At 54.3% G+C, this 19,047-nt stretch carries 26 protein-coding genes; 12 read left to right on the forward strand and 14 right to left on the reverse strand.

The window, feature by feature from the left end; all coding sequences use genetic code 11:
• Positions 1–108: 108 nt before the first annotated feature.
• On the forward strand, positions 109–669 hold the full coding sequence (locus tag BW974_RS23335) for a DoxX family protein (protein WP_076433478.1): 561 nt from the start codon (positions 109–111) through the stop codon (positions 667–669).
• 67 nt (positions 670–736) lie between these two features.
• Here BW974_RS23335 and BW974_RS23340 read toward each other — a convergent pair whose 3' ends face one another.
• From BW974_RS23340 to BW974_RS27090, 3 genes are all read right to left on the reverse strand, one after another.
• Complete coding sequence (locus tag BW974_RS23340) at positions 737–1,090, reverse strand: four-helix bundle copper-binding protein (RefSeq protein ID WP_076433650.1); 354 nt, start codon at positions 1,088–1,090, stop codon at positions 737–739.
• A 411-nt stretch (positions 1,091–1,501) separates the two neighbouring features.
• Entirely contained in the window at positions 1,502–1,651 is a 150-nt protein-coding gene (locus BW974_RS27400) for a TRASH domain-containing protein (protein ID WP_084186476.1), read from the reverse strand.
• A complete protein-coding gene (locus BW974_RS27090; protein WP_281247743.1) occupies positions 1,620–1,751 on the reverse strand; it encodes a hypothetical protein in 132 nt (43 codons plus the stop codon). Before BW974_RS27090 ends, BW974_RS27400 begins: the two co-directional genes overlap by 32 nt.
• Before the next feature lie 187 nt (positions 1,752–1,938).
• Here BW974_RS27090 and BW974_RS23345 point away from each other — a divergent pair, with 187 nt between their 5' ends.
• Positions 1,939–2,337 carry a DUF302 domain-containing protein gene (locus BW974_RS23345; protein WP_076433480.1) on the forward strand — a complete coding sequence of 133 codons (399 nt, stop codon included), beginning with the start codon at positions 1,939–1,941 and terminating at the stop codon, positions 2,335–2,337.
• Positions 2,338–2,588: 251 nt separating this feature from the next.
• Here BW974_RS23345 and BW974_RS23350 read toward each other — a convergent pair whose 3' ends face one another.
• The gene (locus BW974_RS23350; RefSeq protein WP_245800279.1) at positions 2,589–2,753 is read right to left on the reverse strand and encodes a cation transporter; all 165 of its coding nucleotides are present in this window, start codon (positions 2,751–2,753) and stop codon (positions 2,589–2,591) included.
• A gap of 178 nt (positions 2,754–2,931) precedes the next feature.
• Between BW974_RS23350 and BW974_RS23355 the strand changes: the two genes are divergently transcribed.
• A complete protein-coding gene (locus BW974_RS23355) occupies positions 2,932–4,392 on the forward strand; it encodes a multicopper oxidase family protein (RefSeq protein WP_076433482.1) in 1,461 nt (486 codons plus the stop codon).
• A 277-nt stretch (positions 4,393–4,669) separates the two neighbouring features.
• Complete coding sequence (locus BW974_RS23360) at positions 4,670–5,167, forward strand: hypothetical protein (RefSeq protein WP_139329013.1); 498 nt, start codon at positions 4,670–4,672, stop codon at positions 5,165–5,167.
• A 244-nt stretch (positions 5,168–5,411) separates the two neighbouring features.
• On the opposite strand, the gene BW974_RS23365 is transcribed toward BW974_RS23360, so the two are convergent.
• Both BW974_RS23365 and BW974_RS23370 read right to left on the reverse strand, forming a co-directional pair.
• Complete coding sequence (locus BW974_RS23365; RefSeq protein ID WP_084186467.1) at positions 5,412–5,951, reverse strand: DUF411 domain-containing protein; 540 nt, start codon at positions 5,949–5,951, stop codon at positions 5,412–5,414.
• Positions 5,952–6,277: 326 nt separating this feature from the next.
• Positions 6,278–6,622, reverse strand: a complete 345-nt coding sequence (locus BW974_RS23370) for an SHOCT domain-containing protein (protein ID WP_076433486.1) — start codon at positions 6,620–6,622, stop codon at positions 6,278–6,280.
• Between the two features lie 121 nt (positions 6,623–6,743).
• Here BW974_RS23370 and BW974_RS24450 point away from each other — a divergent pair, with 121 nt between their 5' ends.
• The 3 genes from BW974_RS24450 to BW974_RS26085 all read left to right on the forward strand — a co-directional run bounded on the left by BW974_RS24450 (position 6,744) and on the right by BW974_RS26085 (position 7,946).
• Positions 6,744–7,325 (forward strand): DUF7972 family membrane protein, encoded by a 582-nt coding sequence (locus BW974_RS24450; protein WP_139329014.1) that lies wholly within the window; start codon positions 6,744–6,746, stop codon positions 7,323–7,325.
• Between the two features lie 63 nt (positions 7,326–7,388).
• A complete protein-coding gene (locus BW974_RS24455) occupies positions 7,389–7,730 on the forward strand; it encodes a DUF7972 family membrane protein (RefSeq protein WP_084186469.1) in 342 nt (113 codons plus the stop codon).
• Between the two features lie 42 nt (positions 7,731–7,772).
• Positions 7,773–7,946 (forward strand): hypothetical protein, encoded by a 174-nt coding sequence (locus BW974_RS26085; RefSeq protein WP_175609804.1) that lies wholly within the window; start codon positions 7,773–7,775, stop codon positions 7,944–7,946.
• Between the two features lie 14 nt (positions 7,947–7,960).
• Here BW974_RS26085 and BW974_RS23380 read toward each other — a convergent pair whose 3' ends face one another.
• From BW974_RS23380 to BW974_RS23400, 5 genes are all read right to left on the reverse strand, one after another.
• Positions 7,961–8,962, reverse strand: a complete 1,002-nt coding sequence (locus BW974_RS23380; protein ID WP_245800280.1) for a sulfite exporter TauE/SafE family protein — start codon at positions 8,960–8,962, stop codon at positions 7,961–7,963.
• 75 nt (positions 8,963–9,037) lie between these two features.
• Positions 9,038–9,409, reverse strand: a complete 372-nt coding sequence (locus tag BW974_RS23385; protein WP_076433490.1) for a hypothetical protein — start codon at positions 9,407–9,409, stop codon at positions 9,038–9,040.
• 517 nt (positions 9,410–9,926) lie between these two features.
• The gene (locus tag BW974_RS26310; protein ID WP_076433492.1) at positions 9,927–10,205 is read right to left on the reverse strand and encodes a CBS domain-containing protein; all 279 of its coding nucleotides are present in this window, start codon (positions 10,203–10,205) and stop codon (positions 9,927–9,929) included.
• The gene (locus BW974_RS26315; RefSeq protein WP_076433494.1) at positions 10,205–10,384 is read right to left on the reverse strand and encodes a CBS domain-containing protein; all 180 of its coding nucleotides are present in this window, start codon (positions 10,382–10,384) and stop codon (positions 10,205–10,207) included. Before BW974_RS26315 ends, BW974_RS26310 begins: the two co-directional genes overlap by 1 nt.
• Before the next feature lie 50 nt (positions 10,385–10,434).
• A complete protein-coding gene (locus BW974_RS23400; RefSeq protein ID WP_076433495.1) occupies positions 10,435–11,436 on the reverse strand; it encodes a hypothetical protein in 1,002 nt (333 codons plus the stop codon).
• Positions 11,437–11,537: 101 nt separating this feature from the next.
• Between BW974_RS23400 and BW974_RS23405 the strand changes: the two genes are divergently transcribed.
• The 5 genes from BW974_RS23405 (at position 11,538) to BW974_RS24465 (ending at position 16,925) form a co-directional block, all read left to right on the forward strand.
• The gene (locus BW974_RS23405) at positions 11,538–11,948 is read left to right on the forward strand and encodes a CopG family ribbon-helix-helix protein (protein WP_076433497.1); all 411 of its coding nucleotides are present in this window, start codon (positions 11,538–11,540) and stop codon (positions 11,946–11,948) included.
• A 939-nt stretch (positions 11,949–12,887) separates the two neighbouring features.
• Entirely contained in the window at positions 12,888–14,825 is a 1,938-nt protein-coding gene (locus BW974_RS23410; protein ID WP_084186470.1) for an alkaline phosphatase D family protein, read from the forward strand.
• Between the two features lie 652 nt (positions 14,826–15,477).
• Positions 15,478–16,365: an NAD-dependent epimerase/dehydratase family protein gene (locus tag BW974_RS23415; RefSeq protein ID WP_076433500.1), complete on the forward strand. Its 888-nt coding sequence runs from the start codon at positions 15,478–15,480 to the stop codon at positions 16,363–16,365.
• A gap of 165 nt (positions 16,366–16,530) precedes the next feature.
• Complete coding sequence (locus BW974_RS27605; protein ID WP_449267265.1) at positions 16,531–16,662, forward strand: DUF7837 family putative zinc-binding protein; 132 nt, start codon at positions 16,531–16,533, stop codon at positions 16,660–16,662.
• 38 nt (positions 16,663–16,700) lie between these two features.
• Positions 16,701–16,925 (forward strand): ferritin-like domain-containing protein, encoded by a 225-nt coding sequence (locus BW974_RS24465; RefSeq protein WP_281247746.1) that lies wholly within the window; start codon positions 16,701–16,703, stop codon positions 16,923–16,925.
• A gap of 142 nt (positions 16,926–17,067) precedes the next feature.
• On the opposite strand, the gene BW974_RS23425 is transcribed toward BW974_RS24465, so the two are convergent.
• The 3 genes from BW974_RS23425 to BW974_RS23435 form a co-directional block, all read right to left on the reverse strand.
• A complete protein-coding gene (locus BW974_RS23425) occupies positions 17,068–17,706 on the reverse strand; it encodes a DUF7344 domain-containing protein (RefSeq protein ID WP_076433501.1) in 639 nt (212 codons plus the stop codon).
• Positions 17,707–17,807: 101 nt separating this feature from the next.
• The gene (locus BW974_RS23430) at positions 17,808–18,542 is read right to left on the reverse strand and encodes a ferritin-like domain-containing protein (protein ID WP_076433503.1); all 735 of its coding nucleotides are present in this window, start codon (positions 18,540–18,542) and stop codon (positions 17,808–17,810) included.
• Positions 18,543–18,692: 150 nt separating this feature from the next.
• A complete protein-coding gene (locus tag BW974_RS23435; RefSeq protein WP_076433505.1) occupies positions 18,693–18,998 on the reverse strand; it encodes a DUF8036 family membrane protein in 306 nt (101 codons plus the stop codon).
• Positions 18,999–19,047: the final 49 nt, after the last annotated feature.

Here is a 19,047-nt window from a genome sequence, read left to right on the forward strand (position 1 = left end):
ACAGGCAGAGCAGGCCAAGTGTCTCGGCCTTGACCCCAAGGCGGTTCACACTGTGCGACGGTAGGGATACACTCCTTGGGAGACTACTGTACTCTGGAGAGGTTGCCAATGGTTGACACACAACCCCGATACAACGAGTTCCAATCCACGATTGGCGGCATAACCGTCGAAGGACGCACACACTCGCTGAGCGCGTGGTTCGTTCTCGCGCTCAGACTGCTCATCGGATTCGCGTTTTTCTACACGGGCGTCGAGAAGATTCCCAGCGGGTTCGACGCACAGAGTTACCTCATTAACGTGGCCGCGACGAACGGGAACCCTATCGAAGGACTGTTCCTTTGGATGGGACAGACACCGTGGTTCGTCGATTTCGTGAACATCGCCGTTCCGTGGGGGGAAGCGGCGATCGGTCTCGGCCTCATACCTGGGCTCATGACCCGTCTCGCGGCGTTTTTTGGTGCATTCATGATGCTCCTGTTCTACTTCGGCAACTGGGATCTTGCTCACGGGTTCATCAATGCTGATTTCATGTACCTACTGGTGTTTCTCTCGGTCGCCGCATTTGGTGCGGGTCGCATTCTTGGCCTTGATGCGCACGTAGAACAGTTCCTAATCGATGGTCGTCCTCTTCTCGAACGTTACCCTTCGTTGGAGTATGTACTCGGCTGAAACTCGTACTTGCTGCGATGAAAATGGCGTTTGGATTCGAAAGCCCGTCGTGCGGTTGACTCCGTGATTAGTGCATACTGCGGCAGCTCTCAGCGCACTCGCTGAGAACGTCTGCACAGAGCTGGCAGTGATCGTGGTCGTGTTGTTCGCACTCGTCGGCACACGCCTCACAGACGTCCGCACAGAGGTCGCCGAGCTGGTCGCTGTAGTCCGAATCACGTGCCATGAACCGCGCGTGCAACGATGCGACATCCGCGACGTCGCGGCAAAGCCGGATGCACTCGGCCATCTCCTCTCCGTGGTCGGCACACGCGTCGGCACACCACTCACAGGCTTCGGTGGCTTCCGTACAGATCTCGATGCATTCGCGCTGTTCTTCGCTCAGGTGGTCGATCTCGGAGACGGTATCTGAAAGCGACATTGCATCCATTACTATGGGGTGCTGCTTTTCCGGGATTGTGGCTTCGATTGTAAAGGAACAACAACTGTAATCCAGACCATCGACGGGTTCGTGGTGGTGCTGTATTCGCAACCGACGACCGCCGAATCCCGAGATTGGTCATGAACCGTGAAACGTAACTCGCCCCTGTGGAGAATTTTCATCCTTCATGGAGTAAGTAGTCCGACCGGAGGTTTACAAACCGAAATCAGCGGATAGATATTCGGCGGTTTGTTAATGGCGACGTTGATTCCATCGTTCTATTGCGGTGGTTCACTTCGAAGCATGCATTGGCCATCTTCGGCGTCCTCGCGTTCCCGTTCGGAATTCCTGTCCTCTACGAGGCATACCGCAGACATACGCGCTGACGAGAGGACAAAAAGCGTGAAGCTATTACTCGTTGGCTGCCTCCTGCAGTGACTCGTATTGTTCGACGATCTCTTCGGCACAAGACGAGCAACAGACGTGATACGTATCGCCGGAATCGACTTCGACCGTCTCACCGTCCCCACTAATCTGGTTTCCACAGATTGAACACTGGATGCCAACGTCGCCGCTCCGGAGTGCTGGTTGCCACGATGAGTGTCGTCACGATAGCGACCAGCGTCGCGGTTCTCGTTTCGAGTCGGCGTGCGAGAGTCATGTGTAGTTCACCCTTACATTTACTACTACGATTACTGGTGAATTATACAGCGTTGCTGGTTCTCATCGGCTGGGAACGCCACTTCGGTACGGTATGGTGCTACAAACGACGGTATCATCGACGCGTGAGAGCAATCATTCTTGTGCCTTAAACACTATACTATTGGCAGACGAACCGTGCTGTGGCTATGAGTTACACTATGACCCGTCGGGTCGATGGGCCGTTCCAGGATGTCGTCGATACCACGGTCGAGGCATTGGAAGCCGAAGAGTTCGGCGTGCTGAGCGACATCAACCTCCAGGCGAAATTGGAAGAGAAACTTGACCTCGAAGGGTATCCGGAGTATCGAATCCTCGGGGCGTGCAATCCGCCGCTAGCAGAGCAGGGATTGGACGCCGAGCGCGACCTCGGCGCGCTGTTACCGTGCAATGTTATCGTCTACGAGGACGACGACGAGGTGGTGGTCAGCGCCGTCGACCCCGATGCATTACTTGGTGTCGTCGAGAATCCGGCGTTGGACGGCATCACCGAGGACGTTCGCGAGCGATTTGACCGCGTGTTAGACGAGGTTGCGGCCGAGTACTGACGACTGATTCACGCCGGGGAGTAAAGAATCGGCAGTGGCGGTCGAGGTAGGGCATCTACATATCTGCGTCGCTGTATCGAACGTGCGGAAACGTCCGGTAGTAGAGGAGCAAGACAGCGAATAACAGGACGAAGACGCTGACGAATGCACCGAAACGGCCGTACTCTCGTACCACGGCGTCATCTGAACGGACATATCTGTACCTATTTGAATAGCTATATGAAAATGCTGCTGCGACTGGGTTTTCGCGGCTAGCGGTCAACGGTGTAGCCTGCGTGCTCGATCGTTTGTGCGATGGTGCCGGGGTCGGCACTCCCCTCGACTCTGACTTGATTGGCCTCGTTGTCCGCCACGGCGTTGTCGACGTCGCTTCGTTCTTCGAGTGCCGATTCGACCGTCTCCTCACACTTGTACAACTTATGCCCTCGTCAGTGAGTTCGGTCGTTGTGCAACCCAGGTAGAGCGCGCGATTTTTGTTTGTCTTCGAATACGTGAAGCACGCGGAGTCGAACGATGAATCCGGAAAAGAACCCCCAATATTTCATAGTTTTCCCAATACAATGGTTTATTAATGGCTAGCGTATATGACGACTGATGACTGACCGCGATACGCGTCTCTCTCGACGCACCCTCCTCCGCGGACTCGGTGTTGCAGGACTCGGAACTCTGGCTGGCTGTACCTCCGGCTCTATTCCGTCCATCGATGACGAAGAGACGGTCGCGCCGCGGACGACCGTGTCAGGCGACCCGGACGTTCAGGCCACGCTGACGGCAGCTCCGGGAACAGTGTCGCCAGCCGGGTCGTCGGCACGGAACTGGCTGTACGACGAGTCGTTTCCCGGCAGCGAACTCCGGGCCACCGAAGGCGACATCGTTCGCGTCGACCTGCGGAACCGCCTCCCGGAAGAAACGACGATCCACTGGCACGGCCTTCCCGTCCCGAATAGCATGGACGGTGTACCGGACGTGACCCAGCAGCCAGTCGAACCGGACGAGGCGTTCACCTACAAGTTTCGGGCCGAACCCGCGGGAACGTACTTCTTCCACAGCCACGTCGGTCTTCAACTCGACCGCGGACTATCCACGCCGCTTGTGATCGAAGAGAAATCGCCGCACGTCGAGTACGACCGCGAGTACACCGTCGTGTTTGACGACTACCTGACCCAGCCACCCGAACCGCTCGAAGAGTCGTCGAACGGCGGTGGTAGTTCGGGCGGAATGGGCGGTGGAGGGATGGGAATGGGTGGTATGGGCGGTGGTGGACGCGGCGGAATGATGGGTGACCTGCGTCCGCCGTACGCTGGTTTGCTCGTGAACGGACGCCTTCCGGCGGACCCGGCCACCTTCGACGTGAAACAGGGTGAACGAGTTCGATTACGGTTCGTCAACGCGAGTAGTGCGACGGCGTTCCGCGTCGGCGTTGCCGGGCACGAACTGCGGGTGTCACACGCCGACGGACGCCCAGTCGAACCGGTGCCGGTCGATTCGTTCGTCTTCGGTGCAGGGGAGCGGTACGACGCGGTCGTCGAGGCGACGAATCCCGGCGCGTGGGAGGTTCGAGGACAAGCCGTGGATGGCGACGAACGGCCGGCCCGCGCGGTCCTCCGATACGGTGGCGCGTCTAGGAATCCAACGCGACTCAGTTCGTGGGGGCGAACGCTCCAATACGGCGATCTGCGGGCGAAACGGGTTCCCGAGAAACTCCGTGGGAGTCCTGACCGGACGCTCGACCTAACCTTGTCGCCCGAGATGGGCGGGTCGTACGGCTGGCTCATCGACGGCCAGGCGTATCCAGACGCCGACCCGTTGCAGATTCAGGAGGGCGAACACGTGCGCGTGAAGATGACGAACCGAAGTCCGGTGCTCCATCCGATGCACCTGCACGGGCACTTCTTCCGGGTCGGCGACGCGATGAAGGACACGGTCATCGTACCGGGTCACATGGGATCGGTGACGTTCGACTTCCTCGCTGACAACCCCGGTGAATGGCTGTTCCACTGTCACAACCTCTATCACCTGGAAGCAGGGATGGCTCGCGTCGTCAAGTACGTGTGACCTCTACGGACGGCGAATGCAGAGCGACCGGTCCGTGGAGATCGCTGGGATTCTGTCTGCGGTAATCGGTTCCGAAGTGATCGTGGTCTATCGGCTGTCACGCCGGTATCCATCAGGCACGCCCTCGACACCCCATATAAACGATGGTTGTGGTTAAATCCAGTGAGAAGATGCCATTCGCTTTTAGCTCCCTTCCATGTAGGTCGGAGCAACGATGACGAAGAAGTTATCTCACTGACGAGAGCTGCTCAAACTGGCGTTCGTCGTCGTCGTGCTGGTGACCGCTGCGGCCCTCGGCGTCGCTGCAGACGAGAACACGACGCAAGGCCACGGTCACGGCGACGACCACGGAAAGACCGAAACGACAAGCGACAACCATTCGAGTGCGGGCGACAGCCACCACTCCGATGGGACCAGTAGCCACCAGTCAGACGAGGGTGGCGACGGTCATCACGCGGACGATAGCGGTGGTGACCACCACGGCGACGGGTCAGCAGCGTGGCTGACCAGCATCGCCGGACTGGTCGCGATCGCTGCGCTGCCCGTCGCTCCGGCGTACTGGTACGGAAAGCAACGAGACCGCTTCTCGGACGTCGACGCTGGTCCCGCGGTTGCAATCGGGCTCATCCTGGTGCGCGCGGCCGTCCACCTCTACCTATTCGTCCAGCACGAGGAAGTGGTTATGCTCCTTGCAGGGCTTGGATTCGTCGGTGCAGTCGTCCTGTTCCTCCTCGGCGTGAGCCGCCGACTCCTCTACGCGGTCGGCATTCCGTAGGTCGCGGCGCAACTCGTTCTCTGGTGGGCGAGCTGTATGCCTCACCTCCAGAGTTACGGCCTACTCGATAAAGTTGCACAGATTCTACTTATTAGCGTTCTCGGCTATTTATTCTGGACAGAAGGAGGATCAGTGAACCAGACATAGATTTTGTTAGCTGACGGGTGTGGTGGAGGTTGGATTGTATGCCTGTAAGTACGGGTTATGTACAGCGGATACGCTCGTCAAGCAGCAGATTTCTGGGTCATATCGTTATGAACTCACGATAGTTGCCGTCGTTCTCTATCGCGTAAATGATGAATTCTTCAGTTTTCTCACCGCCCATTCCGGGCGACCCTGCCGGCATTTTTGGGAGTGCGATGCCGAGGATGTCGGGTGTTTCGAGGGCGAGTTTCCCGATCGCTTCTCGCGGTACGTGCCCCTCCACGACGTATTGCTCAATGTCCAAAGTATGACAACTCTCAAGCTTTTTTGGAATATTGAATTTGGACTTCACCGCCTTTAGATCATTAACCTCGTTCACCGTTATCTCTGCATCCGTTGTTGATTCGAGGTACTTCTCGTGTCCGTCACAACACGTGCAGCTCGGTGCTTTGTAGAGTGTTGGACTCGTCAAATACGTCGTCGCTGCTTGCCGGAGTCGCTTTTCGTTGCCACCAGTTTCGAAGTTCGGGGTGGATTGGTTGGTACTCGTACAGCCAGCAACAGCGCCAAGTCCTGCCGTAGTAAGCGCGCCGAGGAAGGTACGGCGATTGAGGTCAGTCATGGTGTTTTCTCTGTTCATTTGAGTGTTGAATCTGTAGCGTAGTTCTTTGTCTTATAGTCGTTTGATATCTATACGATCACGTAATCCCAGGCGGGAAAGTTTACAGACACCGGACGAACCCCACTCGACACCAGTTCCCGAGTCACTCACGAGGAGCAGCGGGTCCAGTATGGTAGTTGTTGAGACAAAGTTACGTCGTCGTATCCACTGCTATCGTTGGGCGAAATTGGGATAAATCCACTGCTCTGTATGCAAGCACGGTGAGTGTAAAAATACACTCATAAATCGACGTTCCGACGTACTTCCTCCTCACTGAGTAGTCGGGATGATGTGCGGTGCGTCTGTCACTGTTCGCGTTGTAGTCGTTCTTGACGTGTCTCGAACTCCTCTTCTGAGAGGTCGCCGCGGGCGTAGGCCAGTCGCAATTCCTCGAGCGCGGCGTCACCGTCGGACCCGCCGCCAGCGAGCGCGCGGTAGAGGACGTAACCAAGTACGATCACGACCAATAGCGAGACGAGCATCATCACCCAACCCCAAACTGGTGTTTGACCGCCGTATCCCGGCCCCATCATCCACCCGCCCATCATCGGGAATGCAAACACCATCATCAGCATTGGTGCGAACACAACAATAGCGAGTAGCACGACGATGAGTCGCAACCACGTATCGTCTTGGCGTGCCGTAGTCATGTGAGAATATACCATGCGGAAACAAAAAGAAGTGTTGACCATCTCGTTCGTGTCTTGAAAAATATCGAAGAGAGTGCCAGAATAACTTGATAGACGGCATCGAATGTGAGAGTACTGACTGATGTCTAAGGGATTACCACACCGTACCCGTCCGTCGAGTCGAACACTTCGATGGATGCTCGTGGCTGGCAACCGCGTGACTCTCGCCGGTGTGCTTCTCGGTGGAGTGCTCCTATTCGCTGCTGTGTTGACGTCCATTGGTATCCTCTCTGGTCGGCCGTCCAGTCCGATGTACTTTCTATTCAGTGCGTTCCTCGGCGGGAATTTCACGCTAATCTCGGTCGTGCTCTCGATCAATCAGCTCGTCCTCTCGCGCGAACTGGGTGCCCCCGGTGAGTTACGTCGGCGTATCGAAGACGCGCTCGAATACCGTGAAGACGCTCAAGAACGCGCCGACCAATCGGTAGCTCCGGTACTGCCGGGGAGCTTCTTGCGGTTTCTGCACGAAACGACCGAAGCGCGAACCGAAGAACTCCGTGAGAGCGTGGCGGACACCTTGGACGACCGCTTACAGAACCGTGTCGAGACGTTCGCCGACAATGTTCTCACGGACGTGAAGGCGGTTTTACAGACTCTCGACACGGAGCCAGTGCAAATATTCGCAGTCATCGAGGCGACACTCGGGACAAATCACGCCCAGTAACTCCGTGAAATCGACCAAATAGAGGCCGAATTCGACGAGCACCTGACTGACGACCAGCGAAACGTGCTCGGAGAGATTCGAACGGACTTCCTGCAGATTGACGTCGCCCGCAAGTACTTTCGCACCGTCTACGTCGAGAAGGAACTCTCACATCTCTCGCGAATTATCTTGTACGTCGGCGTGCCTGCAGAACTCCTCTCGGCCGTCGTCCTCGTCATTTACGGCAGCGCGAAGACGACGCCACTCATCGTCGGGTGGCTCGACGTGCTCGTCCCTATCGCACTCACCGCAGGGCTCGGGCCGCTCGCCGTCCTCTTCTCGTTCGTCCTCCGACTCTCGTGGGTCGCCCAACACAACGCGTCGATTGCGCCGTTCACCGCGTCGGACGAAGAACACCAGTTCTGAGTAGTGCTTTAAGTTCGGTTCAATACGAGATGGACTTCACAAATGCGTGAACTCACATACGTCCTCGCGACGGTCGTGCTGGTCGTCCTCTGGTTAGGCAGTGCCTCGATATTCACTGGCATCGCATTTTGGGGATTCACGGTGGTTCTGGTCGTCGTCCAATTGGCCATCTTGGTCTATGCGGTTAGAGATGTCCGACGTCGAAACGAGAACTAAAATGCCTCGTTTCTTCAGTTATTTTTCGACAGAGTATCGCCTTCTCGAAGGGCGTTTCGAGTTCCGAACGAGACAACGATAGAACTCATGACCACTGCAGTTCCGAAGAGCAGAACGAGACTCAAGACGTGCAGTGCGACGACACCGTAGGTGTGACTGATCGTTTTACTCGCCACTGCCACACTGTCGACGAGTAGAATGAGCGCGAAGTACTGCTTGAACTTCGCCTCCTCAACGAACTCCGTTAACTGAGAGCCGAGATACGCGCCGAAGACGCTCCCGCCGAGTAACGGGATGACGACCGAGAGGTGAACTGCGTCCGCTCGGGTGTACATAAACGACCCATATCCACTCGAAATCGCGATCTGAAAGATGTCAGTCCCCACCGCTACCGTTTCCGGTAGACTCAACCCATACATTAGGATCGGCAGAATGAGAAACCCGCCGCCGACACCGAGAACGCCCGCCAGTATCCCCGTCGCGAACGCAATTGCCAGCACTACCCACACAGAAGCGGTGGCACGCTCACTAAACGATAGCATTGGCGGAACTTGGACGGTTCCAATTTGCCCCAAGACGTTCGCATCTACCACTGTTCCCTGCATGGAAGTACTGTTACGAGCGTCGAATAGCACGAATAGTCCGACCGCCGCTAACAACCCGACGTATGCGGTGCTGACGATGAGGTCTGCGAGTCCGATGGCTGAAAGCTCGAACAATACCCGCTTCCCGACCTCTAACCCCATCGTCATCCCTGCGACGAGGAGCCCTCCCAGTTTGTAGTCGATGTGGCCGAGACGGCGATGTGTTACGACAGCCGTAATCGACGTTCCGAAGACGAACACCAGCCCGGAGCCGACCGCCGCCTCGACCGGATGGCCGAGAACGAGCAGTGCAGGGGTGACGAAAAAACTCCCACCGAGACCGAAAAAGCCGAAGAGGATCCCGACCGTGAATCCGAAGAAAACGAAGAATGCAATCCCCGGTTCGAACGACCATAGGTTCATTCCCCCCATGTTGCTATCAGTGACGAGCACAACGGTATTGGGTCTTACTCCGAGCGTGTGCCGTCAGTCCACACGCTCGGATCGTCAGTCGTGTGCGTGGCTTCCCGTATTGTCACTCTCACCATTGTCCTCGTGATTCCTATTACCATCATGTTGTCCACCGGAATTCCCTTGATCGGGTCTCAGAGTCACGTCACCAACCATCGTCGATGGATGCACGGTACAGATGTACTGAGCAACGTCACGCGTGGCAACGAATACAAGCATCTGTACGGCCCCTTCCTCGGCGACCTGCGGCGTAACTCGAATCGCATCCTCGGGTGGTTCCTCTCTCCCTCGATGGTCCGCCATCATCTCGTCCATCATGGTCTCGTTCTGGCCGCCCATCATGGTGCCATTCGCTCCACCCATCATCGTCCCGTTTTGACCACCCATCATCGGTTCGCCGTGCTGCATGGATCGTACAGTCGGCAATATCACGGGGAGATTTTCACCATTCGAGTCTGTTAGTGCGAACGTGTGCGGTTGCCCATCGAGATTTTGCCACATGACTCCGTACGCCCTTCCTGGTTCGAGCTGGAGCGTCGGATTTTGTTGTCCGGCAATCGACTGTGGGCCCTGACCTCGCCAGCCAGAGACGCGACCACCGAAGCGGAAACAGCACATGCCGCGGCGATGGTTACGAGATGTCGCTTCTTGTGCGCTCACACCGGACGCTAACCCGATTACAGTCCCTCCCACGGTCGCGATGAATTGCCTTCGTGTCTGTTCTGTTTGTCTTGGTTTCTCGGACATAGGACTCCCCCACCACGACCACGGCAGAGGTGACAATAAATCGATCTAATATCGTGTAGAGATCATATAATCACAACAGTTGGTTACGAGAGGGAAAACGGCACTAACTCGCACAAGCAAACCAAAGACGATGACATAACTGGCAATTCAGAAGGTTTCGAATCCAATTCAAAGGCTATCAAAAACGCTGGATACGATTGGTTCGAGCACGATCCCTTCCAATGCGTCGATAGTTTGGCCGTGATTCAGCATGGATACCCTCGTCGAGACTGTCGAGTTGCACCGAAACGTGCGTACATTCCTCGATGAGGTAGAGGACGGGGTCATCGAAGGTAATGATATCGACGACTTGATTGTCGTTAACGATTGGAGTTCGACGGATGTGGCCGCCGTTCATTGCCCGCAGGACACACTGGATTTTCGCGTCTGCGTCGACGGACTGCGGGTCCGCCGTCATCACGTCCTGTGCAATGGCATTTCGAGATCGGTGGATTTGCGGGTCAAACTGGTCGAGCCACCGTCGGCGATGTCCCAGTCTGTGACGACGCTGACCAATTCGTCTTCGATGGTGAGGACGCTCCCGACCGTGCGGTCGCGCATTATTTGAGCGGTCTCGGTGATGGGCGTGTCCGGCATGACGTTGCTGGAGATCGTAATAACTCGACGGCATGGAAACCTGAGTCCGTCTAGAAGAGCCCGCTGATAAAGCCAAGGCCCATAACAACGAGGACTACCGCCGAGAACACGGGCAAGTAGGGCGTGTACCGTTCGACTTTCTCCTCGTAGCTGTGATAACCAGCAATTAACAGCATCGTCAGGCCGACGATGCCAGCGATGACAGTAATGGCGTACGCACTCATCAATTCGAGACAATGGTTCGATCCCGCACACATCGCAATGATCTCAAACTCCTCTTCATGGGCAAAGCCGAGAATGAACGCGAACCACGCGATACCAAAAAGCCCCCGCTCGGAAGCCTCGTCCAGATCGCCATGAGAATGGTTGTGCGAGTGCCCGCCGACGAACGGAAGCACGCTTTTGATTTGAGCGAGCAGACCCTTGCTCTCCTGTGCGTGCTCCTCGTGATCATGTCCGTGGTTCTCGTGGTGATCTTCGTACTCATGTGACGACTCGTCGTGGTCGTACAGCTGAACAACCTGCGTCTGACCGTGGAGATCAAGACGGTCATCGTCATTGTGGTCGTGTGTCTGCTCTCCGTGGGCGTGCGTGTGGCCGTGGTCATGACCGTGACCGTGCTCATGAGAATGATCCGTGTGAGCATCCTCGTCGTGGGAGTGCGTGTCGCCGCCGTGAGAGTGGTTGGTGCCGTGGGAGTGGCCACCGTAGTACTCGCGGATGCCAAGGAGGATGAGGAGGACACCAGCAACGAGGCTGACTGGCCCACCGATGTAGATGGTCGTTGAGAACAGGTCGATTGGAACTGGTTCGTTGACTTGGGTGAGACTGAAGTAGGATTTCGCATAGAAGAAGATCGCTACCATCACCAGACTACTGATGAGGTGGCCGACACCGAGAATGAAACTGGCGGCGAAGCCGGAGAGCCACTTGTTCGTCTGGTCAAGTGCATACGCCGCAGCAACGGGCCATCCGTGGCCGGGTTCGATCCCATGAAACGCCCCAAGTGCGATAGCACCGACCAGCAGCCCAAAGGCTTCCGTGTGTAACATTCGTGTTGAATACAGGCAATCCCCGTAGTTAGGGATTGTTATGACCGAATTCGGGCGAACGTAATAATGAGGTCTAAGTATCGCTCACTGCAAGACAGTGTATGCGAACAAGCCTCAACATCCCGCAAGAAGTACTGGACTCATTCGATGAGACGTGGGAAGCAGAAGACATGGAATCGCGCTCCCGAGCCGTCCGGGAAGCGATGCAAGAATACATCGAGCGCCATACGCAATTCGAAGATATCGAGGGAGATGCTATCGCAGTCGTCGCATTCGACTACGAACACACCCTCGTTATCGGTGAACTCCATACGGTTCAGCACGAATTCGAGGACATAATCGGAACAATGCAACACATGCATCACGGTGAGTGGTGTTTAGAGACTATTTTCTGCACTGGGTCAGCAGACCGCATTCGTAAGTTGGTCTACCAACTCCGGGACTTCGATGCCGTTGGCCGGGTGAATGTCATGTTTCTCCAGCCTGCACCTGACACGAATTCGGTAACCTGAGTCGAAGGCGTTACAAGCGGATGTGCTGGTGCTCGCTCACTAACACTCATTCAGCGATTGATCAGGGAATGCTACCCCCAATATGGATGGTACTTTTGGCTCCGAGAGGAAGCAGAAGTGTTTCCATTAACCTCGTGAGTAGTAGTTGACTTCCTTCGGATCCCCTCGAGTCGATCACTGTACATTTCGTGGTACATATGGAGCGTGCCAACTGCCGTCGATTTCAATGATCGAATTCGGCTGTTCCGAACAATCGGGAGGGAAACTATCTACTTACTAGGATTTCGACGCGTTTCAAGATGCGTGATTGATTGTATAACGGGAGTAGAACGTGCGACGGCAGCGAGGTCAATTTCCCAAAATCGGCGTTTTTAGGCGGTTTACTTCCTGTGGGCAGTATAAGCAGCAGTAAAAATCGGCCGGGTCGGCACTCTCGGGGAAATGAGTTTCCTAGTCTAGAGTTGATACCTTCTAAGATTCAATATTTCATCGGTATGTTGAGATTACGGTCATGAATTAGTCCGTTCGCAGGCGTTGTCAACTGAAAGTGGAAGTAGTAACAATATTACCAATCTCGCCTCCATGCCAAACGTAGTTATGGCAACTACTTTAGCGGTCATATCGACGCTACGTCCATCTATAGCCGTGCCCTCTCGGCAGAGAAGATAGCGGAATTGGTGAATAAATACTAACATTTCTCCTTTCTTATTACTCGCTTTTTATAAGAATCGGCATAGAACTGCGGCGTCACCAGAACGGTCGAGAGCACTTCCTTTTAGAGAAATATTCCCATATTATTCACATATAGGGAAAGTATATCGACTGTTTAACTATCACATATTTACTATTCTAAATTACAACTCCATAGATGAAAATATGACGACAATGTCCTATTATAAAAGCTCATGCTTTGGTGATTAAACTCTTCTTGTGGGTAAAATGACAGAAACTGACAGTAGAGATAAGATAGAAACTCAACAACCCAAATTCTTATCGTCCAAACGACGAGAATTCCTCCGCACTGCGTCGGGCGTGGCAGGACTTACAACATTCGGAACCGCGGGACTCGCCACCGCTAAGAGCGAGAACGCCGGTCGCTTCGATGATGATCCTTTTACGCTTGGCGTTGCCTCTGGTGATCCACTACCAGATTCAGTCGTTTTGTGGACCCGGCTTGCCCTTGATCCGCTAAAGGCCGACGGGGATATGCCTGAACAAAAAATTGAAGTTCAATGGAAAATCGCATCCGACAAAAAGAATGGCAAAGTTCAACATGTTATTCGGGATGGAACGGTGTACGCTCACCCAGAGCATGTCCACTCCGTGCACGTCGAGCCAGAGGGCCTAGAACCCAATACCGAGTACTACTATCAGTTCAAAGTGAGTTCCCATCGAAGTCCAATCGGCCGGACGAAAACAGCACCAGCACCCGACTCGGATATCGATGAACTCTCGTTCGCGTTCGCCTCCTGTCAGAACTATCCCTCCGGCTACTACACCTCCCACGAGCACCTCGCCGAAGAGGAGTTGGATGTCGCATTCCACCTCGGTGACTACATCTACGAAGGGAGTGCGCAAGGGTCGTTCGACCGTGGCCACGAGCCACCCCGTCAGTGTAAAAGCTTGTCCGATTACCGAATTCGACACGCACAGTACAAGTCGGATTCGAATCTCCAAGACTCACACGCTGCGTTCCCCTGGATCGTGACCTGGGACGACCACGAGGTCGAGAACAACTACGCTGACGAAGACGATGGCGCGCCTCCTGAAGAATTCCTCGAACGACGAGCTGCTGCGTACCAGGCCTACTGGGAACACATGCCCATTCGCCGCTCCCGAATGCCCGACGGTCCGGATCTGCCCCTCTACCGCCGGTTCACGTTCGGACAGTTGGCCGAATTCAACGTACTCGACACTCGGCAGTACCGCGATGACCAAACTGGTTCCAGTGAAGAAGCAAAGAATCCGGAGCGAACCATTCTCGGCGATGAACAAGAACAATGGTTGCTCGATGGATTCACTGAGTCGGCGTCCGCGTGGAACGTTCTTGCCCAGCAAGTCCCGTTTGCGGCAACGGACAACAATGCGGATCCGGATGACGTAGACTTTGGCGGCGGTGACAAATGGGATGGCTATCGAGCCGATCGGCAAACATTGCTTGATGCAATGTCCGAAGATGCGGATCTCAACCCTGTCGTCATCACCGGTGACGTCCACCGCAACTATGCCTACAATCTCAAAGCTGACTTTTCTGATCCCGACTCTGAAACAGTAGGTACCGAATACGTGGGCACGTCGATCTCTTCATTCGGGGACACATCTGGGCTCACCCAGTACGGCCCATCGGCGGGCGAACCATGGCAACGGTTCTATAATGTCGATCGCGGATATGTCCGATGTACGCTCACGCCTGAGGAGTGGCAATCCGACTATCGAGTCGTCTCGACCGTTGAAGATCCGACTGCGACGATCGACACCCTCGCGTCGTTCGTGACCGAGGCTGGCAATCCAGGGGCACAGCTGATTTCTGAACAGCCGGATGAAGAACCCATTGAGATCACTGACATTCGGCCGAATCAAGACGGAGACCTCAACAACGAGTACGTCAAAATCCAAAACAATGGAGACACCGCTATCGATCTATCGGGCTTCATCGTCAGTTTCGAAGGCGGTCGCGCACAAAACTACACGTTTGGTGACGTCATCCTTGGCGCAGGCGAAACGGTCACTGTCCGAAACGGAGCTGGCGAGGATACCGACTCGACCTTTTATACTGGTTGGGACGGTGCAGTTCTAAATAATAGCAACCCTGACACAGTGGTCGTCGCCAACGACGAGGGCATCATCCTCGACGAAGAATCCTATCAACCGACCTAAGGTCGACGCGATTAACCGATCCTATTTTTCGCGATCGTGATCATCGATAATGTACTATCTTAGTGCAGGGCTGCTAGTGGACAATCCGTGGCTTATGCCGACCGTGGCTCGGTTCGGGGTGGTTCTAGTAGTCGCTGGACTCTTACTGCGTCGTCTCAGGATTTGGTTCAGCAGTCGCTTGTCATCTGCTGATCAAATCCCATTAGATACGGTTACCCGCGTTCGGCTTTCCCGGACTAGCCATCGGCTGCTGGGTCCAATGCTGATAATCACATACTAAAATGCAGAACAAGAGCGTGTTCGTCTTGTTCCTCTTCTCCCACAGTGGATGAAAACTGGATCTAGTGAGCTCAAAAAGATAGAGCGGATCTTCGAAGAGCGAGGAATTAGCGTTGAAAGAGAGTAAAGATCAGACGGAGGCTGAGTAGACGATTCACAAGAGTTTGGGTGCCTGTTCTACACTGAAAGAAGCGGTATCCGCCCTACCTCTATCCACTGTCGGGGGAGTTCGGTCGGTTTCGTGCATGAGTTTCTATGGAACGGATTGTAGTGAATAGTCAGAATCGATGAGTTGCCTCGAAACGGTGCGTACGATCTGCTGTTACGCAAAGTTTTACAACAATACTGCGGGTACGCTTTCGGGAGAATACAGATGACAACTCTTGTAACCGGTGGCCTTGGTCGTTCGGGACGGTGGATAGTTACCACTCTCGCAGATGCGGATTACGATGTCGTCTGTGTCGACTTCTCCCATCCCGGGTGGGAAATCCAAGGTCGAGAAAACGTCGAGTTTCGGAGATGTGACCTTACCGAGTTCGGAAAAGTAACGGATATCGTCGCCGAGATTGATCCGGATCATGTTGTTCACTGGGGTGCAATTCCAGCAATGGGACGAACCGCTGGGGTCGAAGTGTTTGAGAACAATGTTATGGCAACGTACAACGTGTTGGTTTCCGCGGGTAGAGCAGGCGCCGACATCGTCGCAGCCTCAAGTGAGAGCGCGTACGGAACTGCATTCGCTGAAGAACCGTGGCTCCCCGATTATTTCCCGATCGATGAGACACACGAATTGCGACCTGAGGACTCCTACGGGACATCGAAGGTCGTCGGGGAGAATATTGCAGACATGGTCACACGGAAAAACGGCGTCAAGATCGCGTCGATCCGCCCATCGTGGATTCAATATCCAAATGAATATCGATGTCTCGATACCCGTGACGACCTCCCTGCAGGGGTTGGAAACTTTTGGTCATACGTCGACGTGCGTGATATCGCATCGCTCGTTCAAGCAGGACTAGAAGCGGACTTCAATGGTCACGAACCATTCTTAGGTGTGGCTGCGGAGAATTACATGGACCGACCATTACGAGAGTTGATCGCCGAGTACTTTGGAGAAGTTCCTGAAACGTTCGACGTGGATGGTGATGGATCGGCATTCACGACGCGAAAGGCTCAAGAACTCCTTGAGTGGGTGCCAACACATTCGTGGGACACCGCTGCGACCGAGACGGTTCCCGATCCACAGCTCACTGTCGATTGATTCCAATTGTCGATTTGACCGCGCCGTATAGCGGCATAATTCGAGTTTCTTTGCCAATCATCGCGTGGTCGTAACGATGTAAAGCAGATTCCTGTTCGCAAAGCGTTTCTGTGTTGCCGCAGTAGCGACTTGAGTGGGTGCTAGTGCGTGACAAACTGTAATTCAATGTTGGGCACGTGCCCGTTCTGTCGAGCGACGATTCCAAGAAGTAGTCTCCACATCGAACACGAGACAGAGACTGGGAACACAGTCTATGCGGAATGCCCTGGTTGTCGTGAAATCGTTCGACCCAAATAATTGTAGTCACGAAAATTGTTGATCACTGCTATAATGGCCTGAATCTCCTACGAGGATATCGTGTCTCTGCGTACAACAGTGCAATTGCGCTTAGCGAAAATCCGGATCTCCAGACCACTGGGGCGACGATTGCAACCGTTGAAGCCCAGCACGCTTCCCATCTCAACATCCTCAATCAGGGCGTTCCGTTCCCAATGGCGTTTGACGAGCGGAAGACGATGGAGATTCTCGCGGCGGCCGGCCAATTCATCGTCGATCAGTAACACGACGACAATTGCGTTTACCCTTTCTTACGGATTGGTGTGACCAGTCCCCATTATACTGACACCAAAGCTTCTGCTCGTGCTTTTCGAGTTTTAGACAATGCCGCCCTCAGAGCGTTGGGACAGGATATTAGTCTGGCATTTAGTCTGGCATCTTGAATGTAGTTGAGTCTTGGTGGCTCACGTGATGTCCCACCGTAATCAGTGTGAAAAGGAGGACAATGACAGTCAGTACCAGTTGATTAGACACCTGGCCGACGATAGGGAAATTAACAATTGTCATCGTCAGAAGTCCACAGCTAACTATCACTCCACTACAATACCACAATACCCACCCTCGAATCGAAGTCGTACCCTCGTCGGATTCATTCTCTTCTGATGGTTTCGTTTTGTGTGGTTGGCTGGTCGTGAGATACGGATCGAGTTGGCTGGCGATGTCAGTTCGCGTCACGAGTCCTCGTGCTTGATTATACTCAATCACGCCCTCTTTATCGAGTTTGGGAAGATGTGATTGGTAGAGGCTGACATAGGTTCGCTGACGTTCTTTCGACACTAATTGGTCAACTGTTGTCTTGTATTCCCATGCTGCAACTTGTTCAGCGAGATCACGCATTCGAACCGGATCCGTTGTTTCCTGGAGATAGCGGAGTGCATAGCGTCGGCGTTGGACCTGTAACAGATGGTAAATCGTATCTTTCGAAAGCTGGTGAGGGTGCTCACTCCCCTTGTCAGAAGTCGAACTACCATCGATTGGGTTTGTTGTCTCGAAACTCGTACTCATGAACGTCTCCTATTTCTGATCTCTTTTAGTTCGTGAAAATTGAGGAAAGTTTGGTGTCTTGTCTTCACAGGACTCCTACAACAGGAGCCTGGTACTCCGTCTTATTCCGAGACGATGAACTGGCCAGCGATTTCTAGAACCTCGTCCATCGATTTAGCCTCGTCAAAGGCATCTGGATACGGCGACTCCATGTTCACACCGTTGAACACCGCTGCGTGACGGGCTTCGACACTATGAATCGAGAGCGCTGCCGAAAGCAAGTCACTGTTTTGGATCGACGGTGCAGCACCCGCGTAGGCAGCCACACCCGTGTTTTCGAGTGCCATCGCCACACCCAAGAACTCAGCCGGCGTCTCGTAGCCGAAGTCATACTCGGCGGCTTCGACGGGTGTGCCACCGAGGTCCGTAATCACCTTCGTGAGCTGGTCGACGTGGGCTGCTTCGTGCTCACCAACAACTTTGACTTGTTCTGGGATCTGTTCTTTTACTTCATCACAGACGCCACAGCCCAGATCGGCGTTCATGAAGTCGTCAGCGGAGAATTCGTCGAGCCCTTCCTGGTAGAAGGTTGCTTCGAGGTGTTCGAGGGTCAGTGCGTAATTCAGAATGTCAACGTCGTTCATACTGTTGTCTCCGGAACCGCTATTGCTATCATCGCCGCCCGATCCGTGTTCATCTGCACCGGCCGTCCCCATGCCGAGGCCCGTCATGCCCGCCGCCCCGACAGCTGCGGCGCCGGCAAGGAACGTGCGCCGGGAACTGAGTTGCTCGCGCATGCTGGTATTCGCTTGTTCAATGCCTTTCGTGTCTGGTTTGGTAGTTGGATCCTGGGTCATGATCGATCACTGTACCCAGCTGGTACACCCTTAGATACAGGCATGTACTACAAGAACGATTTCCGGATTCTCACCCAAATTCAACCCAACAGTACTGCCAGAACTCAAACGTGGCAGACACAACACACAACCCGAGCAACAACCGCAACCTTAGTCCCAGGTAATCCAGGTCAAAAAGACGAGTGCAATCGTCTCAAAAATGCGAATGAGCATGATGGCTCGCTGGGCAATCATCGGCATCTCCGCCGAAAACCACACGTGCAGTACGGGGTCAAACAGGAAAAAATACAACGCTAAGAGATTCTCGGCAAGCAACATGAGTCCGAAGACGAAGAGACCAAGTGTGTGCTTTGATCGAAATTGCAGATAATTTCGACCCCAGATCGAGAGCAATCCCAGTATCAATAGCAGATTGACACCGATAGTGAGACGCAGTGCGTCGATCCAGATTGCCATCTATCTATTCCTCCCTCGGTTGCGGATACGGTTACGTGCTTTCCCAATT

The sequence above is a fragment of the Haladaptatus litoreus genome (genome assembly GCF_900156425.1).
GTDB classification, from domain to species: Archaea; Halobacteriota; Halobacteria; order Halobacteriales; family Haladaptataceae; genus Haladaptatus; species Haladaptatus litoreus.